At 61.3% G+C, this 17,997-nt stretch carries 19 protein-coding genes and 1 tRNA gene; 8 read left to right on the forward strand and 12 right to left on the reverse strand.

Annotation, left to right across the window (positions count from 1 at the left end; translation table 11 throughout):
* Window positions 1-10 precede the first annotated feature (10 nt).
* Complete coding sequence (locus AC1RM7_RS04020) at window positions 11-457, forward strand: MaoC/PaaZ C-terminal domain-containing protein (RefSeq protein ID WP_024921803.1); 447 nt, start codon at window positions 11-13, stop codon at window positions 455-457.
* A 35-nt stretch (window positions 458-492) separates the two neighbouring features.
* On the opposite strand, the gene tig is transcribed toward AC1RM7_RS04020, so the two are convergent.
* Together tig and AC1RM7_RS04030 are read right to left on the reverse strand one after the other, a co-directional pair.
* Window positions 493-1,851, reverse strand: a complete 1,359-nt coding sequence (gene tig, locus AC1RM7_RS04025) for a trigger factor (protein ID WP_024921802.1) — start codon at window positions 1,849-1,851, stop codon at window positions 493-495.
* Window positions 1,852-2,016: 165 nt separating this feature from the next.
* A tRNA-Leu gene (locus AC1RM7_RS04030) sits at window positions 2,017-2,101 on the reverse strand.
* A gap of 186 nt (window positions 2,102-2,287) precedes the next feature.
* Here AC1RM7_RS04030 and AC1RM7_RS04035 point away from each other — a divergent pair.
* Window positions 2,288-3,616 carry a multicopper oxidase family protein gene (locus AC1RM7_RS04035; RefSeq protein ID WP_024921801.1) on the forward strand — a complete coding sequence of 443 codons (1,329 nt, stop codon included), beginning with the start codon at window positions 2,288-2,290 and terminating at the stop codon, window positions 3,614-3,616.
* A gap of 103 nt (window positions 3,617-3,719) precedes the next feature.
* Here the strand turns inward: AC1RM7_RS04035 and AC1RM7_RS04040 are convergent, their stop codons facing one another.
* Complete coding sequence (locus AC1RM7_RS04040; protein WP_024921800.1) at window positions 3,720-5,219, reverse strand: bifunctional ADP-dependent NAD(P)H-hydrate dehydratase/NAD(P)H-hydrate epimerase; 1,500 nt, start codon at window positions 5,217-5,219, stop codon at window positions 3,720-3,722.
* A 384-nt stretch (window positions 5,220-5,603) separates the two neighbouring features.
* Between AC1RM7_RS04040 and AC1RM7_RS04045 the strand changes: the two genes are divergently transcribed.
* Both AC1RM7_RS04045 and glnA read left to right on the forward strand, forming a co-directional pair.
* On the forward strand, window positions 5,604-5,942 hold the full coding sequence (locus AC1RM7_RS04045) for a P-II family nitrogen regulator (protein ID WP_006020791.1): 339 nt from the start codon (window positions 5,604-5,606) through the stop codon (window positions 5,940-5,942).
* A gap of 118 nt (window positions 5,943-6,060) precedes the next feature.
* Window positions 6,061-7,470 carry a type I glutamate--ammonia ligase gene (gene glnA / locus AC1RM7_RS04050; protein ID WP_006020792.1) on the forward strand — a complete coding sequence of 470 codons (1,410 nt, stop codon included), beginning with the start codon at window positions 6,061-6,063 and terminating at the stop codon, window positions 7,468-7,470.
* Window positions 7,471-7,600: 130 nt separating this feature from the next.
* On the opposite strand, the gene AC1RM7_RS04055 is transcribed toward glnA, so the two are convergent.
* Complete coding sequence (locus AC1RM7_RS04055; protein ID WP_024921799.1) at window positions 7,601-7,981, reverse strand: BrnA antitoxin family protein; 381 nt, start codon at window positions 7,979-7,981, stop codon at window positions 7,601-7,603.
* A complete protein-coding gene (locus AC1RM7_RS04060; RefSeq protein WP_024921798.1) occupies window positions 7,962-8,225 on the reverse strand; it encodes a BrnT family toxin in 264 nt (87 codons plus the stop codon). The genes AC1RM7_RS04055 and AC1RM7_RS04060 overlap by 20 nt, the downstream gene beginning before the upstream one ends.
* A gap of 710 nt (window positions 8,226-8,935) precedes the next feature.
* Here AC1RM7_RS04060 and AC1RM7_RS04065 point away from each other — a divergent pair.
* Window positions 8,936-10,087, forward strand: coding sequence for an AI-2E family transporter (locus AC1RM7_RS04065; protein ID WP_024921797.1), 1,152 nt, complete (start codon window positions 8,936-8,938; stop codon window positions 10,085-10,087).
* 106 nt (window positions 10,088-10,193) lie between these two features.
* Here AC1RM7_RS04065 and AC1RM7_RS04070 read toward each other — a convergent pair whose 3' ends face one another.
* The 6 genes from AC1RM7_RS04070 to AC1RM7_RS04095 form a co-directional block, all read right to left on the reverse strand.
* A complete protein-coding gene (locus AC1RM7_RS04070; RefSeq protein WP_006020794.1) occupies window positions 10,194-10,490 on the reverse strand; it encodes an antibiotic biosynthesis monooxygenase family protein in 297 nt (98 codons plus the stop codon).
* A gap of 111 nt (window positions 10,491-10,601) precedes the next feature.
* Window positions 10,602-10,856, reverse strand: a complete 255-nt coding sequence (locus tag AC1RM7_RS04075) for a hypothetical protein (protein WP_244434444.1) — start codon at window positions 10,854-10,856, stop codon at window positions 10,602-10,604.
* 30 nt (window positions 10,857-10,886) lie between these two features.
* Complete coding sequence (locus AC1RM7_RS04080; protein ID WP_024921795.1) at window positions 10,887-12,146, reverse strand: GGDEF domain-containing protein; 1,260 nt, start codon at window positions 12,144-12,146, stop codon at window positions 10,887-10,889.
* Between the two features lie 217 nt (window positions 12,147-12,363).
* Window positions 12,364-12,840, reverse strand: a complete 477-nt coding sequence (gene rpsI, locus AC1RM7_RS04085; protein ID WP_006020797.1) for a 30S ribosomal protein S9 — start codon at window positions 12,838-12,840, stop codon at window positions 12,364-12,366.
* On the reverse strand, window positions 12,840-13,304 hold the full coding sequence (gene rplM / locus AC1RM7_RS04090) for a 50S ribosomal protein L13 (RefSeq protein ID WP_006020798.1): 465 nt from the start codon (window positions 13,302-13,304) through the stop codon (window positions 12,840-12,842). The genes rpsI and rplM overlap by 1 nt, the downstream gene beginning before the upstream one ends.
* 152 nt (window positions 13,305-13,456) lie before the next feature.
* A complete protein-coding gene (locus AC1RM7_RS04095) occupies window positions 13,457-13,885 on the reverse strand; it encodes a PaaI family thioesterase (RefSeq protein WP_006020799.1) in 429 nt (142 codons plus the stop codon).
* A gap of 112 nt (window positions 13,886-13,997) precedes the next feature.
* On the opposite strand from AC1RM7_RS04095, the gene AC1RM7_RS04100 reads away from it, so the two are divergent.
* From AC1RM7_RS04100 to AC1RM7_RS04110, 3 genes are all read left to right on the forward strand, one after another.
* Entirely contained in the window at window positions 13,998-14,822 is an 825-nt protein-coding gene (locus AC1RM7_RS04100) for an enoyl-CoA hydratase (protein ID WP_024921794.1), read from the forward strand.
* A gap of 110 nt (window positions 14,823-14,932) precedes the next feature.
* Entirely contained in the window at window positions 14,933-15,517 is a 585-nt protein-coding gene (locus AC1RM7_RS04105) for a CoA-binding protein (RefSeq protein WP_024921793.1), read from the forward strand.
* Window positions 15,518-15,674: 157 nt separating this feature from the next.
* A complete protein-coding gene (locus AC1RM7_RS04110) occupies window positions 15,675-16,955 on the forward strand; it encodes an O-acetylhomoserine aminocarboxypropyltransferase (protein ID WP_006020802.1) in 1,281 nt (426 codons plus the stop codon).
* Between the two features lie 91 nt (window positions 16,956-17,046).
* Here the strand turns inward: AC1RM7_RS04110 and AC1RM7_RS04115 are convergent, their stop codons facing one another.
* The gene (locus AC1RM7_RS04115) at window positions 17,047-17,865 is read right to left on the reverse strand and encodes an FTR1 family iron permease (protein ID WP_024921792.1); all 819 of its coding nucleotides are present in this window, start codon (window positions 17,863-17,865) and stop codon (window positions 17,047-17,049) included.
* Between the last annotated feature and the right edge of the window lie 132 nt (window positions 17,866-17,997).

The raw sequence follows: 17,997 nt of genomic DNA on the forward strand, positions 1-17,997 counted from the left end.
CCGGACCCGCATGCTTTACGCCGAAGATCTCACGGTCGGACAACGTTTTCCGTTTCGCACCTACCCGATCGAACAAGCCGAAATCATCGAATTTGCGGAGCGTTTCGATCCCCTCTTCATCCACATCGATCCGGTCGCCGCGGCAAACGGCCCATTCGGCGGCCTCATCGCCAGCGGATTGCACACCACGGCGATCTATCAGCGGCTGATTGTCGAGGCGATGTGGAGGCAGGTCGCCGGCGTCGCGGGCACCCGCATCGAATCCAGGTTTCAGAGACCTGTGCGCCCCGGCATGACGCTCACGGGGCAAGCCGAGATCGCGGCGATCGCGCTTCGGCCTGAAAAGAAAAATGCCGTGGTCACGGTCCGGAGCCAGATCACCGACGGAACCGATACGGTTCTGTCGGTCGTTCTGGATGCCGTGATCCATTCGCGGCCCGATCACCCCCGGCCATAACCGGCGATGATCGGTCCTGTTGCTGGAGCCGGAGCTCAGGCCGCGGTCTTGTCTTCTTCTTCCTTGAGCAGATCGTCGCGCGAGACCTTTTTCTCGGTCACGTTGGCAAGCTCAAGAATGAAATCGACGACCTTGTCCTCGTAGATCGGCGCGCGGAGCTGGGCCAGCGCGTTCGGATTGTTGCGATAGAAATCCCAGACTTCCTTCTCGCGGCCCGGCGACTGGCGCGCGCGGTCGATCAGCGCACGGCTAACCTCATCGTCGGTCACGGTGATCTTGTTCTTCTCGCCGATCTCGGAGAGGACGAGGCCGAGGCGAACGCGGCGGTCCGCGATCTTCCGGTACTCTTCCTTCGCCTTCTCTTCGGTGGTGTCTTCGTCGGCAAAGGTCTTGCCGGTCGATTCCATCTCGGCCTTGATCGAGTTCCACATCAGGTTGAATTCTTCCTCCACCAGCGACGGCGGCGGACCGAACTTGTGGGTCTCGTCGAGCTTGTCGAGCAGCATGCGCTTCACGCGCTGGCGCGAGGCGCCGGAGAATTCCTGCACGAGGCGCTCGCGCATGGCTTCCTTCAGCTTGTCGAGCGATTCCATGCCGAGGTTCTTGGCGAACTCGTCATCGACCTTCGACTCCTGCGGAGCTTCGATCAGGCTCGCGGTGGTCTCGAATTCCGCGTCCTTGCCGGCGAGATTCGGCGCGGCATAGTTCTTCGGGAACGAGGCCTTCACGTTGCGGGTTTCGCCCGACGCGATGCCGATGAGTTGGTCTTCGAAGCCCGGAATGAAGGTGTTCGAGCCGATCACGACCTGGATGTTCTCGCCGGTGCCGCCGTCGAACGCCACCCCGTCGATGGTACCCTTGAAGGCAACGGTGACGCGATCGCCCTTCTCGGCCTTCGCGCCTTCCGCCTTTGCCTCATAGGGGCGGCTCTGGTCAGCGATACGCTTCAGCGCTTCGTCGATGTCGGCGTCGGTTACTTCCGCCACCGGCTTCTCGACATTGAAGGTCTTGAAGTCAGCCAGTTCGATCGCCGGCACCACTTCGATCGCGACCGAATAGTTCAGGTCGGACTTGCCCGCGAGAATGTCTTCGATTTCCTTTTCCTCGGTCGGCATCGTGACCTTGGGTTCGGTCGCAAGACGGAAACCGCGCTCGGTGAAGATCCCTGCGTTGGTGTCACGGATCAACTGCTCGACGGTTTCGGCGGCGACGGAGCGGCCGTAGACCTTCTTGAGGTGAGCGACAGGCACCTTGCCGGGACGGAAACCGTTCAGCCGGACCTTGTCCTTCATGTCGACAAGACGGGCATCAACCTTGGCATCGATATCCGACGCGGGAACGCTGACCTTGAACTCGTGCTTCAATCCCTCGGCGAGGGTCTCGGTAACCTGCATGGCGTCAATCTTCTTCCGGCTTGACCCGGCGTCGCCGGGTCGTTGTCAATCTGTTGGACACAAACCATTCGGCCGCTGGGCCGTTCGGATGCATCGGTGGTGCGGCGGACACGTTCCCGCGAGGAACATCTCCTCCAGAATTTCGCGCAAACGAAAAATCGCGCCTGGTGCGCTCGGAGGGACTCGAACCCCCACATCTTTCGACACTGGAACCTAAACCCAGCGCGTCTACCAATTCCGCCACGAGCGCGCAGTGGTTGTCTGTCCCGGCACAGCCGCGAGCGGCGGGCTTATAACATGGTGTACCCGCTGCGCGAGCCAAAAAAATGGCTTTCGCAACGCGGCCTTAGGGCGCGCAGGCAGGTCCGCCGCCGCGGCCAAGCGCGCGCTGGACACGGGGTGCGGAAAATGGTCCGCATGGGCCATGAAAACGACCATGACAAATCAGGTTTTTTCGCCTTCCAGACGGGTTTTGCTGGCCGGACTGGGCGGAGCCGCCGTTGCCTCCGCGCTGCGGCTGCCGGCTTTTGCTCAGGGAAAGGCATCGGCGCAGACCGGGGCCGCCGTGGCCCTGCGGGCCCGGCCTGCGGCGGCGATGCTGGGCGCAGGCCTGCCCAAAAGCCAGATCTGGGCGCTGGAGACCGGCGCGTCAGGCCCCCTGCGATTCCCGAAGGGCGACCTCGCCGTTACGCTTTCAAATGAACTCTCCGCTCCTATCGTGCTGAACTGGCTCGGAATCGACGGCGCGCAGGCGGCATCCCCGCTGACCGGACAAGCCCCCGTCCTGCCGGGCGGGCGGGCCACGTTCACCGTGTCCCTGCGTCAGTCGGGAACGTGTCTGGTCAACACGCAGCTTGGCGAAACGTCAGGGCTGCCCACGGCCGCCCGCGCGCTGATCGTTGAGGACAATCCGCCGGTCCCAGTGGACCGCGACGACGTCCTGCTGATCGAGGAATGGCGCGTGAAGCCGGACGGCAGCGCTATTCTTCCGGGAACCAGCCCGGACGGCACCACCCCCGCGTACACCGTCAACGGAAAGCCGAGCCTCGATATCACCGCCAGGGTCAACGAGCGGCTGCGGCTGCGTTTCATCAACGGCGGCGCACGCTCGCCTATCGGCCTGCGAATCGAAAATCACGATGTGCGCGTGATGGCGATCGACGGCGCACCCGCCGAACCGTTCGCAGCCCGTGACGGACAACTCGTGCTTGCGCCCGGTTCTCGCATCGACGCGTTCATCGATGCGACCCGCGCACCGGGAACAATCTCAAAGATCATCCTGCATGACGGCACCGGCCCGCGCACGATCGCGCAGATCACGATGTCGAACGACGCGCCGGTCCGCGCCGCGCCGTTGCCGCCGGCAGACGCGTTGCCACCCGGCAATCTGCCCGCGAGGCTGAATCTTCAAGGCGCGCTGCGCAGTGATCTCTCGCTCGACCCGAAAGCGCAGTGGGTCACACCCGCTGGTTTCTCGGCGGCGACGCCAGCGGCCTATGCCGTGAAGCGCGGACGGACCGTCGTGATGGCCATCAGCAATCCCACCGCGACTCCCATCGCCTTCCGCCTGCACGGTCATCACTTCCGCCTGCTCGACCGCCTCGACGACGGCTGGAAACCGTTCTGGCTCGACACAGTGATGCTCGACAAGGGCCAGACCCAGCGCATTGCGTTCCTGGCCGAATATCCGGGACGCTGGCTGATGGAAGCGACCGCAATCAACTGGGCCGCACCGAAACTCGTCCGCAGTTATGCGGTGGAGTGACCCATCTGATCCAGGCGACTTGAAAACGCTTGCCCCAGACGCGAGCGAGATAGAACCCCCTCTCCCTTGGGGAGAGGTGAAAAGAACTCGCATCACGCTCTGATCAGTAAGCGATGCCGATTTCGTCGTAGAGATTGCGCAGCACCGCCGGCAGCATCTCCGGAAGATCCTCGGCGATAAGGCCCGGACCGAACTCCTGCCCCGCCTCGCCATGGATCCATACGCCGATACAGGCAGCTTCAAAAGCCGGTACGCCCTGCGCCAGCAAGCCGCCGATGATCCCGGCCAGCACATCACCCGATCCCGCCGTCGCAAGCCAAGGCGGCGCATTCGCGGTGATGGCCGCGCGCCCGTCCGGCGCGGCGACAACCGTGTCAGCGCCTTTCAGCAGCACCACAGCGCCCGATTGAACCGCGGCTAGCCGCGCATGTTCAAGCTTCGACCCATGTGGATTATCAGATCGCAAGGCACTGAACAGGCGTCCGAATTCGCCATCATGCGGGGTGAGGATAACCTGTGGATCGTTTTGTTTTTTGATCGCGGCAAACAGCGTTTCGGGAGAACCGGCGAAACTCGTCAGCGCATCGGCATCAAGCACCACGCCGCGATGCGCGGACAGCGCCGCATGCACGATCTCGCGCGTGCGCTCGCCGATCCCCGCCCCCGGCCCGATCACACAGGCCTTGAGCCGTTTATCGGCAAGCAGCTCACCGAACTGCTTCGGCGTCTCGGTCTCGCGAACCATCACCGCCGTCAGCGCGGCGGCATTGACCGCGAGCGCATCGCGCGGCGACGCCACCGTGACCAGCCCTGCACCGGCGCGCAGCGCGGCCCGCGCAGCGAGTCGCGCCGCGCCTGTCGAGACAACATCGCCGGAGACGACCACCGCGTGGCCGCGCGCATATTTGTGGCCGTCGGCCTGCGGAAACGGAAACACATCGGCCCACAGGTCCGGAACGTTCTCGAATGTCTTTGGTGCGATCCTGTCGAGCACGTCCGCGTCGATGCCGATGTCGGCCACATCGACTTCGCCGCAGTGGACGCGCCCCGGCAGCAGCAGATGGCCCGGCTTGCGGCGGAAAAACGTGACGGTGGCGGACGCCTCCACCGCGATGCCCATCACTTCGCCGGTGTCGCCATTGATGCCGCTCGGCAGATCGACGCTCAGGATCGGAACGCCGCTGGCGTTCATCGCCGCGATCATCGCATGAGGGTCGCCCTTCACCGGACGATTGAGACCCGCGCCGAACAGCGCATCGATAATGAGGTTGGGTTTGCCGATCGCCTGCGGATCGCACGGCAGGACAGCGCCGTTCCACTCTTCGGCGGCGAACGCAGCGTCGCCCTTCAGGGAGGCGCGGTCGCACAGCAGAATGACCGAGACGTCCCGCCCGCGCGCCGCCAGTTCGGCTGCCGCAATGAACCCGTCGCCGCCGTTGTTGCCACGGCCCGCGACGACGAGAATCCGCCCCCGCTCCGCCATCGCCTCGGCCGCCAGCGCGACCGCCTGTCCGGCGTTTCGCATCAGGGCAAATCCGCTGGTGCCGGCCGCGATCGCGGCCTGGTCGGCGCTTGCCATCTCGGCGACTGTCAGGAGCTCCATTTGCTGTTCGCCTGTTCGGTTCGCCTCATCCAGAGGCACTCTGATAGGAGAGAGGTGGAAAGTGTCAGTCTAATTTTTATGCAATTGCCTAATTCATAGCCTTCCACTCTTGCGGCATTAGCCGCACAAACAGGCACAGCACCCACTAACAGAATGATCTTGTTGCCCAATTCCACGTCTTAATAAATTGGCACAGACCCTGCTTTTAAGGGGAGGCTTTCGGATTGTCTCGCTCACCGGCAGAAGCCAGGCGGGCCAGCTATCGTTTTCCGGGTTGTTCACCTTCCCGCGGCCACGATGTGACGACGAACCGACGTGACGAGCGCGTCCATCGCGCGATATGGAAGTACAGACAGGCCAGTAGAAGTGCCGGGGAGACGTTCAGTGAAAAAGATCGAGGCCATCATCAAGCCCTTCAAGCTCGACGAGGTGAAAGAGGCCCTTCAGGAAGTTGGAATTCAGGGCATTACCGTCACCGAGGCCAAGGGCTTCGGCCGCCAGAAGGGTCATGCCGAACTTTACCGCGGCGCCGAATATATCGTGGACTTCCTGCCCAAGGTGAAGATTGAGATTGTGATCGGCGACGATCTTGTCGAGAAAGCCATAGACGCCATCAGGCGCGCCGCGCAGACTGGCCGTATCGGCGACGGTAAGATATTCGTATCCAACGTTGAGGAAGCCATCCGCATCAGAACGGGAGAGTCCGGCCTCGACGCCATTTGAAGCTGACCAGCCTCATCCGCCCTCACCTCGCCGGCAGCCTCCTGCTGGCCGAGGTTCCCGCCGTATCCAGACCATTCCACGACGAACGCCAAAGCCAAAGCAGACATAAGGGGTATTCATGAAGACCGCCAAAGACGTCCTCAAGTCGATCAAGGACAACGACGTAAAATACGTCGACCTGCGTTTCACCGATCCGCGCGGCAAGTGGCAGCACGTAACCTTCGACGTCTCGATGATCGACGAGGACATCTTCGCCGAAGGCACGATGTTCGACGGCTCCTCGATCGCCGGCTGGAAGGCCATCAACGAGTCCGACATGACCCTGATGCCCGATCCGGCGACGGCGACGATCGATCCGTTCTTCGCGGAGACCACCATGGTCATCGTCTGCGACATTCTCGAGCCGTCGACCGGCGAGCCCTACAACCGCGACCCGCGCGGCATCGCCAAGAAAGCGGAGGCCCAGGTCAAGGCGCTCGGCGTCGGCGACACCGTGTTCGTCGGCCCGGAAGCCGAGTTCTTCGTGTTCGACGACGTGCGCTTCCAGACCACGCCTTACAACACCGGCTTCAAGCTGGACTCCTCCGAACTGCCGATCAACTCGGACACCGAGTACGAGGGCGGCAACCTCGGCCACCGCATCCGCACCAAGGCCGGCTACTTCCCCGTCCCGCCGCAGGACTCGGTGCAGGACATGCGCTCGGAAATGCTCGGCTCGATGGCCAAGATGGGCGTCAAGGTCGAGAAGCATCATCACGAAGTCGCTTCCGCCCAGCACGAACTCGGCATGAAGTTCGACACGCTGACCCACATGGCCGACCAGATGCAGATCTACAAGTACTGCATCCATCAGGTCGCGCATATCTACGGCAAGACCGCCACCTTCATGCCGAAGCCGGTTTACGGCGACAACGGCTCGGGCATGCACGTGCACCAGTCGATCTGGAAGGACGGCAAGCCGACCTTCGCCGGCAACAAATACGCCGACCTCTCCGAGACCTGCCTTCACTACATCGGCGGCATCATCAAGCACGCCAAGGCCATCAACGCCTTCACCAATCCGTCGACCAACTCCTACAAGCGTCTGGTCCCGGGCTATGAAGCGCCGGTGCTGCTCGCCTACTCGGCGCGCAACCGTTCGGCCTCCTGCCGCATCCCCTACACGACCTCGCCGAAGGCGAAGCGCGTCGAGGTGCGTTTCCCCGATCCGATGGCGAACCCGTACCTCGCCTTCGCGGCGATGCTGATGGCCGGCCTCGACGGCATCAAGAACAAGATCGATCCGGGCCCGGCGATGGACAAGGACCTGTACGATCTGCCGAAGGAAGAACTGAAGACCATTCCGACGGTGTGCGGTTCGCTCCGCGAGGCGCTTGAGAACCTCGACAAGGACCGTGCGTTCCTGAAGGCCGGCGGCGTGTTCGACGACGACTTCATCGACAGCTTCATCGAACTGAAGATGACCGAAGTCGCGCGGTTTGAGATGACCCCGCATCCGGTCGAATTCGAAATGTACTACTCGCAGTAAGCCGCCGCTTCACCGCGATCGCTTCCCGCAAAATATAAAAGCCGCTCCTTTCGGGGCGGCTTTTTTCAGTTATCTCTTTCGAGTCCAGACACCGCGCACGGTGTCGATGAGCAAAACCAGATCCGAGACGCTACGCGCGCTTCTTGCTTCTTGTGATCGTCCGCCGGTTTTTCCCACCGCCGATTTTGACAACATCGTACCGGCTGTTTTTAGGATTCCGAACGGCCTTCGTTTCAACCGCCGTCAGCAAAACTGCATCAATGCGCGACTGCCAACCCGGGCCTGTTGCTTTGAAGTGGTCGACCACAGCAGGACTCAAGCGGATCGAAACCGGAACCTTGGTCGGCTCCTTTTGCGGACCGCGCCCCTTGAGCGTCTTTGCCAACTCTGGAAAAGCCTCTGAGAACGGCTTTGCCTTCGCGATGTCAGCAGCGGTCCATTCAGGGTTGTCGGACACAGTTTCAAGGTCCGCCTTCGTGAAGCCCTTTCGGCTACTTTTTCGTGAAGTCATTGTAGGCCTTCCTTTCTTCCTTCGACGCGGAACGCATGGAGACAACGGAAATCCCCTCCACGCCGAGCACGGCGAAAACAACGGAAATGATACCGTTGCGATCCTTGCCGATCGCCTGAAACCGACCAGACTTAGCGGGGCGGGTCAGAGCGTTGCTGAAAAAATCTTCTGTCAGCGCACCAAAGTCCAAGCCATGCTTAGCGAAGTTTGCGCGGCGCTTTGGTTCATCCCATACGATTTGCATGACATATCTATATATGCGCAGTCACCGGCCGGCAAGTATTTCGTATATACAAAAAACTTAAATGGACCACTCGTTCCGCTCCGCTTTCGCGGTTGGGCTGTTCCGCTCCATCCGCGTGCGATTTTTGGTTCCTAAACATAGCTGCGATGTCCATTGACCAAATCTGTTGTTAAGATTATATTCCTATTATCCTGTTCACGAGGGGCGCTTTCTAGAGGCGTCTTCAAGGCGGAGCAGGATGCGGCGTCTGCGCGCACGGTTCGCACCCGTTGCGTCCGGAAGGCCGGGGTTGACCGTCCGGGCCAACTACGTGGCTCTGCCGTTCGCCGGCTGGACGCGGTGCTGGATGAAGGCAGGCGAAAGCCTGCCGGATCAGGGGTTGAGTTTCTCCCCCGTCCTCACCCGGAAGTACGGTCCCCGGCTCACAAATCGCCGCGAATGGAGCGCCGTGAGGCGATGCGCTTTCGGAAGATCATCGCCTCGCACGCGATGCCGGAAGCGAAACAAAGACAAGGTGCGCCTCGCGGCGCTCCATGCCCCTCATATTGAGGGCGCGAACGAGGCAGGCCTCGTGCGCTTTGAGGGGGAACGAAAAGCTCATCTCGCGCGATGCGCGGGAACGATGGCGCTTGGCTGTCACGCCATCTTCTCTTGATCCGGCCCGGCCTTTCAGGAAAGACTGAACCCGCAATAACGGAAGAGGAAAGCACGTGTCAGCCCCAATCGAGCCCCGAGTGCAGACCCGCAGTGACCTTGCGTGGTCGATCGCAGTGGGGGGTATCGGCGTCGTCGCCTTCACGGCCTTCCTGCTGTTCGCCTGGTATTATGCGGCCACGCTGTTTCTGGTGTTCGCGGGCATCCTGCTCGGCGTCGCCCTGACCGCCATGACGCATCTCCTGCAGAAGGTCATGGGTGGGCCCCATGCGCTGCGCCTCGCGCTGGTCTGTGTGGTGCTGGCGGGCTTCCTGTCCGGTGTCGTCTTTCTCGGCGGCGCGACCATCGCACGGCAGGCTACCGTCCTGAGCAACACCCTCAAGTCGCAGCTCGTCACCGTGAAGACGTTCCTTGAACAGCACGGCGTCGACACCAGCTATCTCGAACTCGGCAGCGTGACAGCAACCCCGGCGAGCACCACCGACACGCCTGCGGCAACAGCTCCGGCCCCCTCGCCCGGCCTGCCGAAAGGCCTGCCCAGCGCCGGCGCCCTCGCCTCCGGCGGCGGCGCCATCGTCAGCCAGACCCTCAAGCTGCTGCTCGGCACCGTCAGCGCCGTGGGCAACTTCTTCATCGTGCTTTTTTTGGGATTGTCGTTCGCGGCACAGCCGGGCGTGTACCGCAAAGGCCTGCTGGCGCTGGCGCCAAAGAAGCATCGCCACAGCGTCACCACCGTGGTCGACCGCATCAGCGACACGCTCGAGCGCTGGCTGATTGCGCAGATGATCACCATGGCCGCCGTGTTCCTGGTGACATGGATTGGCCTCACGATCATCGGAATCGACAGCTCCTTCATCCTCGGCATTCAGGCCGGACTGCTGGCGTTCATCCCGACGGTCGGCGCACTGATCGGCGGGCTGATCATCGTGCTGGCGAGTCTTGCCTCGGGATGGGTCGCCGCCGCCAGCGCCTTCGTGCTGTTTCTCGGCGTGCACGCGCTGGAAAGCTACATCCTGACGCCCATCATCCAGCGTCAGGCGCTCGACATCCCGCCGGCAACGCTGTTCGCGTTCCAGATCCTGCTCGGCGTTGTGTTCGGGCTGTGGGGACTGGCGCTGGCGCTGCCGCTGATGGCGATCGTGAAGGTGATCATCACCTATTTGCGCGAAGACGACGAGGTGCGCGAACCGGAATTCAAGATGGCCTAATAATGCTATCTTCGTCATTGCGAGGAGCGTAAGCGACGAAGCAATCCAGTTCTTGTCGCTCAAGTATGGATTGCTTCGCTTCGCTCGCAATGACGATCCGAAATTATCAGAAGCTCGCCACCGTGTTGGTGTGCTCGACTTCCGGCGGCGACGCGAAATGCGGGCCGACCAGCGCGCGCCACTCCTGAAAGTTTGAAGACTCGCGGAAGTCGACCGTGTGGTTTTCGAGGGTTTCCCACTTGATATGCAGCCGATAGCGCGACGGCTTTTCGATCGACCGGTGCAGTTCGAAGCTCTTCCAGCCTTTGCAGCGTTTGAAGATCGATTCCGCCTTGGCGACCGCCGCCTCGAAGTCCTTCTCGCTGCCCGGCTTGACTTCGATCTGTGCGATTTCGGTAATCATGGTTGTCCGCCCTTTCTGGTTATAAGGGGGCAATAGCGCAAAACGGCCAACCGGAAAAGACAAAGGGCGCGGTGAGCGCCCTGTTGAAACCATACTGCTGCGCTAACAGCCTCACATGAAGGTCACGAGCGCTCCCAGCAGCGCCAGCGCGCAGCCTCCCAGAATCACCGGCTGCCAGTCGAACACCGATCGATAGCGCCCCTCGGCCCGGCGCGCGGTGATCAGGGCATTCTCATATTCATCGGATGTCGAAAATATGCAGGCAAAGCCGGCCCGCGCGGAGGCAACTGTCGCTTCGAGTGCGTTGATGTCGGCTTGTGAATCGTGGCTGCGTACAATGGTCATGCCGTATGGTACGGCGCGCATGGTAAACAGACGGTTAGCGTCGCAGTTTCGTCAGGCGTGAGCTTCCGCCGGCGCGCCGATCATTTCCGGTTTGTCCGGCTGCGGCGCGCCGCTGCGGATCTGATTGCGGCGAGCGTTCTCGAGCGACAGCGGCTGCTCCACCGCGGCCTCGACGCGATTACGCCCGGTGCGCTTGGCCTGATAGAGCGCGGTGTCGGCGGAGGCCATCAACACTTCAAGCTCGGTATTGGCCGGGCCACCTGCGACACCGATGCTGACCGTGGTTTCCAGCGGCGCGTCATCGATGGCCACACCGGACGCCTCAAACGCTTCGCGCACGCGCTCCGCGGCGAGTAGCGCTTCATCGATCGAACACGGCAGGAGCGCGGCGAACTCCTCACCACCGACCCGGCCGACGAGATCGCTCATGCGAAGCGAAGCAACGACGATATTGGAAAAGACCTTGAGGACTTCGTCGCCCGCGGCATGGCCGAAGCGATCGTTGACCGACTTGAAATGGTCGATGTCGAAAATCATCACGGTCACAGGGCGGCCTGCTTTGGCTTCCCGCTCGATCATGCGCGATGTTGCCTCACCAAAGCCGCGCCGGTTCAGGAGACCTGTCAGCGGATCAATGGAGGCTGCGGTCTTGTGTGCGCTGACCGTCCGCTCCGACACCAGCATGACGATGATGAACACCGTACCGACCGCGTAGATCACAACCTCGGCAGCAAAGGCCGCGACCCAGACCTGCGCCATGATCTTTGTGTCGGCGGACCGGTACAGGTCGCCAAGAAGAATCGGCAGCATCAGGACAACGCCGTGCAGCAGCGGCACGAAGATCGCGGGCCAGCGCGCGCGCAGGCTCTTGCGCCGCTCGCGCCACAACTCGCCGGCGGTCAGCGCGGCATAGATTGCAACAACGCCGGCGCCGAGCAGCATCCGGGTTTCGGGATCGATGGGATCGAGCACCACGACTGCCGCGACCCAGAGCGCAGGCCCCGCGATCACGCCGATCCAGTTAGCCGGGCGGCCATGAAAGGCTCGGGCCGCATCCCATACGAGGCCACAGGCGACAAAGCCCACTGCGTTTACAGCGAGCGACAGTTCCCAGCCCAGATCATTCCCGCCGACCGTCCACAGCGCGACCGATGCCGCACCGAGGATATAGGCCGCGCCCCACCAGCCAAGGGCCGCGATCTTTTCCTGACGCCAGAAGAACAGCAGCATCGCGCCGAGCAATGCAGCCGCCAGCGTCGCGACGAGATACAGCGTCGAAATGTCCAAAGACAAATGTGTGCCAGCCGGCATGTTCTATGCAGCGCTTTTTAACAACAGATGGAGCTGGAATAGCCCCTCAGCCATCGTTGAGGCTAGCAACCGTGTCTTGGCACTCCGTTTGCGGCGGTCACAAAATTTTCGGGAAAAATCGCTGCAATTCGGCGGCATCTGGAACAGAAAAAGGCGCCCGAAGGCGCCTTTTGAATCTTGTAGATTCCGGGGATTGCGGAAAATTTGAACGAAACGATTAGCGCTTCGAGAACTGGAAGGACCGGCGGGCCTTCGCCTTGCCGTACTTCTTACGTTCAACGACACGCGAGTCGCGGGTCAGGAAGCCGCCCTTCTTGAGGACGGTGCGCAGATCCGGCTCGAAGTGAGTGAGAGCCTTCGAAATGCCGTGACGCACAGCGCCAGCCTGGCCCGACAGACCACCACCGGCGACGGTGCAGACTACGTCGTACTGGCCCTGACGGGCAGCGGCGACGATCGGCTGCTGGATCATCATGCGCAGCACCGGACGAGCAAAGTAAACCTCGACCTCACGGGTGTTGACGACGATCTTGCCGTTGCCTGGCTTGATCCAGACGCGCGCAACGGCGTCCTTGCGCTTGCCGGTCGCATAAGCGCGGCCCTGCTTGTCGACCTTCTTCTCGTACTTCGGAGCTTCTGGCGCTGCGGTTTTCAGCGCCGAGAGCTGATCGAGGGACTGCATGGTATCGGACATTATGCGGCCCTCATGTTCTTGCGATTCATCGATGCGATATCCACGACCTCAGGCTGCTGTGCTTCGTGGGGATGTTCTGCGCCGGCATAAACGCGGAGGTTGCCGAGCTGCACACGGCCGAGCGGACCGCGCGGGATCATGCGCTCAATGGCCTTCTCGACGACGCGCTCAGGGAAGCGACCTTCGAGGATCGACTTCGCGGTACGCTCTTTGATGCCGCCGATGAAGCCGGTGTGGTTGTAGTAAACCTTGTTGTCACGCTTGCGCCCGGTGAGGACGACGTGAGCCGCGTTGATGATGATGACGTTGTCACCGCAATCGACGTGGGGGGTGTAAGTCGGGAGGTGCTTGCCGCGCAGGCGCATGGCAACCAAAGTCGCGAGGCGACCGACGACCAGACCCTTGGCGTCGATCAGCACCCACTTCTTGTTGACCTCGGCTGGCTTTGCCGAAAACGTCTTCATGTGAGTTGTCCGTGAAATGGAACGTCCGGCGCAATCGCCGGACTGGACGCGGTTCTAGATAACCCGCCCTCAACCGTCAATGCCATTTTATCAGAAATAACTCAGTAAAAACAATGAACTAAAAATATGGTGCTATATTACCCCTAAAATCATTAAATATTCGGAATGGAGTAGGTCGAGGTGACATGAGCGATCGGATCTGGCGAAGTCCCTGATAACAGGCTCACTTCTCCGACGGCGAGGCGCTTTCCGAGCTTCATCAGCTTCGCGGCAGCCAGCACATCCTGGCCGGGCTGACCTTTCCGCAAGAAATTGATGTTGAGGCTGGTCGTAACGGCGAGGCCAACGGGACCGATGGCGGACAGCAGCACCACGTACATTGCAAAGTCAGCCAGCGCCATCAGCGTCGGACCGGAGACCGTGCCGCCGGGGCGCAGCATCCGCTCGCTGTAGGGCTGCCGCAGCAGGCTCGTTGCACCATCGGCGCTCTCGATCAGGATTTCGCCGCTGGCGAAGGCCTGCGGAAACTCCCTGTGGAGAAACGCCTCGAGTTCTGCCACCGTCATTTTCGCCTTGCTCATGGAACGTATGTCCTGCCCTGCTCTCGTATGTGACGGTTTTGTATCTTAGGGTGAGCACGATAGCGAGCCTGACGGAACCCAAAAGCGAACCTCGGATCTGAGCCTAAAGACTATGACCGCGCAAACATCACGTGCTCCATTGCAGGCCCCCTCGCCCCTTCTGCGCGAACAGATCGGCAGCATCGCCGTGCTCACGCTCGATTCACCCAAAACACGCAACGCGTTGTCGGAAGGGATGATCGCCGCTCTCCACGAAGCGATCGATTCCATCCGCGACGACAAAAGCGTCCGCGCGGTCGTCATTGCCGCGCAGGGTCCTGCGTATTCGTCCGGTCACGATCTCAAGGAACTCACCGCCCGCCGCAGCGACGCGGACAAGGGCAAGGCCTACTTTTCGCATATGATGAAATCATGCAGCGACATGATGCAGGCCATCGTTCGTCTGCCCAAGCCTGTCGTCGCCGCTGTACAGGGCGTTGCGACAGCGGCGGGTTGCCAACTGGTGGCCACCTGCGATCTGGCGGTCGCGTCCGAGCAGGCCACGTTTGGCACGCCCGGAATCGATATCGGCCTGTTCTGTTCGACCCCGATGGTCGCCCTGTCCCGCAATGTGCCGCACAAACACGCCATGCACATGCTGCTCACCGGCGAGCACGTCTCCGCACAGCGTGCGTATGAGCTTGGGCTGGTGAACAGCGTGGTCCCGGCTGGAACGGAACGCGATGCCGCAATCGATCTCGCGAACAGGATCGCTGTGAAATCCGCCTATACACTGAAAGTGGGCAAGGAAGCGTTTTACCGGCAAGCCGAGATGAACCTCGCGGACGCGTATACATATGCAGCGCAGGTAATGGCCGAAAATATGATGGCGCGCGACGCGCAGGAAGGCATCGGCGCATTCATCGAAAAGCGCGACCCCAAGTGGGAAGACCGCTGATCCATATTGCTCATCATTGCGAGCGAAGAGCGCAATCTACCTTTGCGATCGAGAGATGGATTGCTTCGTCGCTCCGCTCCTCGCAATGACGAAAATAGATGGAAGTTAAAGTGAACCACGACGCTTACGACGATAATTATATCCGCGCCATTCTCACGGGCGTGAAATCGATTGCCATGGTCGGCGCCTCACCGGTCAATGTGCGGCCGAGCTATTTCGCCTTCAAATATCTCGTCGAGCGCGGCTATGACATGATCCCGATCAATCCGGGTCAGGTCGGCAAGACGCTCGTCGGCAAGCCCTTCGTCGCGTCGCTGAAGGATATCGATCGTCCCGTCGATATGGTCGATATCTTCCGCAATTCGGATGCCGCCGCGGCGGTGGTCGATGATGCGCTGGCGCTGCCGGTCTTGCCGAAAGTGATCTGGATGCAACTCGGCGTTCGCAACGACGCAGCCGCCAGGAGAGCTGAAGCCGCGGGCGTCAAGGTGGTGATGAATCGCTGTCCGAAGATCGAATACGCCCGGCTGACGTCGGAAATCCAGTGGGTGGGCGTCAACTCGCGCACCATCAGCTCGAAGCGCGCCCCGATTCCAACCAGCAACATGCGCCTGTCACTCAACCGAAGCAGTGTCAGTGGCGGAGCGACCATGGCCGCAGATCGCGCCGCAAAGGACAAGAACGACCTGCCCTAAATCCGGCGCGGCGCAGAATATCGTTACAGTCCCGTGGCACAATGCGTCAGGTTCATTGTCAGTTACCTCTGATCAATGCTGATGGCTTGACGGCGGACGCATCCGCCCGCAGCATAATCTTCTCCATGCCCGTTCGCGGCGCTTAGAAGGACACCCTATGACAGAAAGATTGCCGGGCTTCTCCACGCTCTCCATTCACGCAGGCGCGCAGCCGGACCCCACCACGGGCGCACGCGCGACGCCGATCTATCAGACCACATCGTTCGTATTTAACGACGCCGACCACGCCGCCTCGCTGTTCGGCTTGCAGGCGTTCGGCAACATCTACACCCGCATCGGCAATCCGACGAATGCCGTGCTCGAAGAGCGCGTTGCCGCGCTGGAAGGCGGCACGGCTGCGCTGGCTGTTGCATCGGGACATGCGGCACAACTGGTGACGTTTCACGCGCTGTTGCAGCCCGGCGATGAATTCATCGCAGCGCGGCGCCTCTACGGCGGCTCGATCAATCAGTTCAATCATTCATTCAAGGCCTTCGGCTGGAACGTCGTTTGGGCGGACACCGACGATGTCTCGACCTTCGAGAAGGCGCTGACGCCGAAGACCAAGGCGATCTTCATCGAGTCGATTGCCAACCCCGGCGGCACGGTGACTGACATCGAAGCCATCGCCGCCATCGCACGCAAGGCTGGCGTGCCGCTGATCGTCGACAACACACTCGCGTCGCCCTACCTCATCAAGCCGATCGATCACGGCGCAGACATCGTCCTGCATTCGGCGACGAAATTCCTCGGCGGCCATGGCAATTCCATTGGCGGCATCATCGTGGACGCGGGCACGTTCGACTGGTCGCGCGATGGCCGCTACCCTGTATTGAGCGAGCCGCGCCCGGAATATCACGGCATCAAGCTGCAGGAGACTTTCGGTAACTTCGCGTTTGCAATCGCCGCGCGCGTGATCGGCTTGCGCGATCTCGGCCCTGCATTGTCTCCGTTCAATGCGTTCCTGCTTCTGACCGGCATCGAAACGCTGAGCCTGCGCGTCCAGCGGCATTGCGATAACGCCAAGGCTGTCGCGGAATGGCTGTCTGCGCATCCCGCGGTGGCGTGGGTGAACTATGCGGGCCTTCCCGGCGACCGCTATCATAACCTCGCCCGGAAATATTCGCCGAAAGGCGCAGGCGCGGTGTTTACCTTCGGTCTCAAGGGCGGCTATGACGCAGGCATCAATCTGGTGTCGAACGTCAAACTGTTCTCCCACCTGGCCAATGTCGGCGATACGCGGTCGCTGATCATCCACCCGGCTTCGACCACCCACAGCCAGCTCAGCGATGCACAAAAGGCGCAGGCCGGCGCAGGCGTCGATGTGGTGCGGCTTTCGGTCGGCCTCGAGGACAAGGAAGACCTGATCGCCGATCTCGATCAGGCGCTGAAGGCCTAAATCTTAAGGCGGCTTCTGAAATGCAAGAACGCGGCGCCGGGCATGGCGCCGCGTTTTTCAATATGCAGAGAGCAAAAGTGCTTTCAGAAATTCAGGTCTTCACGGCTCCAGACGCTTTGGCCTTGTCCTCGCGGCTCAGGCGTGCGTTGCGCTGGACGATTGAAAATGTCGCAAGAGCGAACAGAATGACGAGAAGCTGAGCCGATAAAGCTTCAAGCGTTGCATTCAGCCCGAGTGACTGGAGCCAGCCAAAGCTCTTCAATTCGGTGACAGGCAACAGGCTCTGCTCCTGGAATTCCTGAATCGCTTCGCCGATAAACTTGATGCCCATCGCGAACAGGAATGCCGACGTAATGATGAACAGGGGGCGCAGCGGGATTTTCCGCGCAATCAGATTGATGAAGTAGAACAACACGACGAGACCGGCCGTCGCGGCGGCGAGACCGGCGAACAGTCCGAGGCTCCAGCCGCCTTCAGTGACGGCGAGCGCATTGATGAAAAGCACGGTTTCGGCGCCTTCACGGAACACCGCGAAAAACGCAAGCGCGCCAACTGCCCAAGCCGTCTCCTGCGCAAGCGCACTATCCGCTTTGTGGGCAAGATAATCCTGCCAGCCGCGCGGGTCCTGCTTCACCATCAGCCAGCCGCTGACGTAGAGCATCAGCGCGGCGGCAAAGAGGATCACGATTGCTTCGAAAACATCGTTATGCTGACCGGAATTAAGGACCGCGAACAACCACGCCGTAACGATGCTGCAACCGACTGCGGCGAGCGCGCCTCCATAGAGCGCCGTGACGCGGTGGCCGCCGCCGACCTTGCGGAGATACCCCGCAAGTGCTGCGATTACGAGCATGGCCTCGAGGCCCTCACGCAACAGAATGACGGCTGCCTGGACGAATGCGTTGGACATGGAGGGCCTTGTAACAAAATCCGCGTTTTGAGGATTTCGTTCTATCGCGGTGCAAATCGAAGTTAAAGCGGGTATGGGCCGCACCAAATCGTGACCCGGGTCCGAAATTGAAGAAATCCCTGAGACTCAGCG

Source organism: Afipia sp. GW822-FHT03D08, assembly GCF_058801645.1.

Coding starts and splice junctions, on each gene's coding strand:
- AC1RM7_RS04020 (WP_024921803.1), top strand. CDS start 11: ATGCTTTACGCCGAAGATCTCACGGTCGGACAACGTTTTCCGTTTCGC.
- tig (WP_024921802.1), bottom strand. CDS start 1,851: ATGCAGGTTACCGAGACCCTCGCCGAGGGATTGAAGCACGAGTTCAAG.
- AC1RM7_RS04035 (WP_024921801.1), top strand. CDS start 2,288: ATGACAAATCAGGTTTTTTCGCCTTCCAGACGGGTTTTGCTGGCCGGA.
- AC1RM7_RS04040 (WP_024921800.1), bottom strand. CDS start 5,219: ATGGAGCTCCTGACAGTCGCCGAGATGGCAAGCGCCGACCAGGCCGCG.
- glnA (WP_006020792.1), top strand. CDS start 6,061: ATGAAGACCGCCAAAGACGTCCTCAAGTCGATCAAGGACAACGACGTA.
- AC1RM7_RS04055 (WP_024921799.1), bottom strand. CDS start 7,981: ATGACTTCACGAAAAAGTAGCCGAAAGGGCTTCACGAAGGCGGACCTT.
- AC1RM7_RS04060 (WP_024921798.1), bottom strand. CDS start 8,225: ATGCAAATCGTATGGGATGAACCAAAGCGCCGCGCAAACTTCGCTAAG.
- AC1RM7_RS04070 (WP_006020794.1), bottom strand. CDS start 10,490: ATGATTACCGAAATCGCACAGATCGAAGTCAAGCCGGGCAGCGAGAAG.
- AC1RM7_RS04075 (WP_244434444.1), bottom strand. CDS start 10,856: ATGCGCGCCGTACCATACGGCATGACCATTGTACGCAGCCACGATTCA.
- AC1RM7_RS04080 (WP_024921795.1), bottom strand. CDS start 12,146: ATGCCGGCTGGCACACATTTGTCTTTGGACATTTCGACGCTGTATCTC.
- rpsI (WP_006020797.1), bottom strand. CDS start 12,840: ATGTCCGATACCATGCAGTCCCTCGATCAGCTCTCGGCGCTGAAAACC.
- rplM (WP_006020798.1), bottom strand. CDS start 13,304: ATGAAGACGTTTTCGGCAAAGCCAGCCGAGGTCAACAAGAAGTGGGTG.
- AC1RM7_RS04095 (WP_006020799.1), bottom strand. CDS start 13,885: ATGAGCAAGGCGAAAATGACGGTGGCAGAACTCGAGGCGTTTCTCCAC.
- AC1RM7_RS04100 (WP_024921794.1), top strand. CDS start 13,998: ATGACCGCGCAAACATCACGTGCTCCATTGCAGGCCCCCTCGCCCCTT.
- AC1RM7_RS04110 (WP_006020802.1), top strand. CDS start 15,675: ATGACAGAAAGATTGCCGGGCTTCTCCACGCTCTCCATTCACGCAGGC.
- AC1RM7_RS04115 (WP_024921792.1), bottom strand. CDS start 17,865: ATGTCCAACGCATTCGTCCAGGCAGCCGTCATTCTGTTGCGTGAGGGC.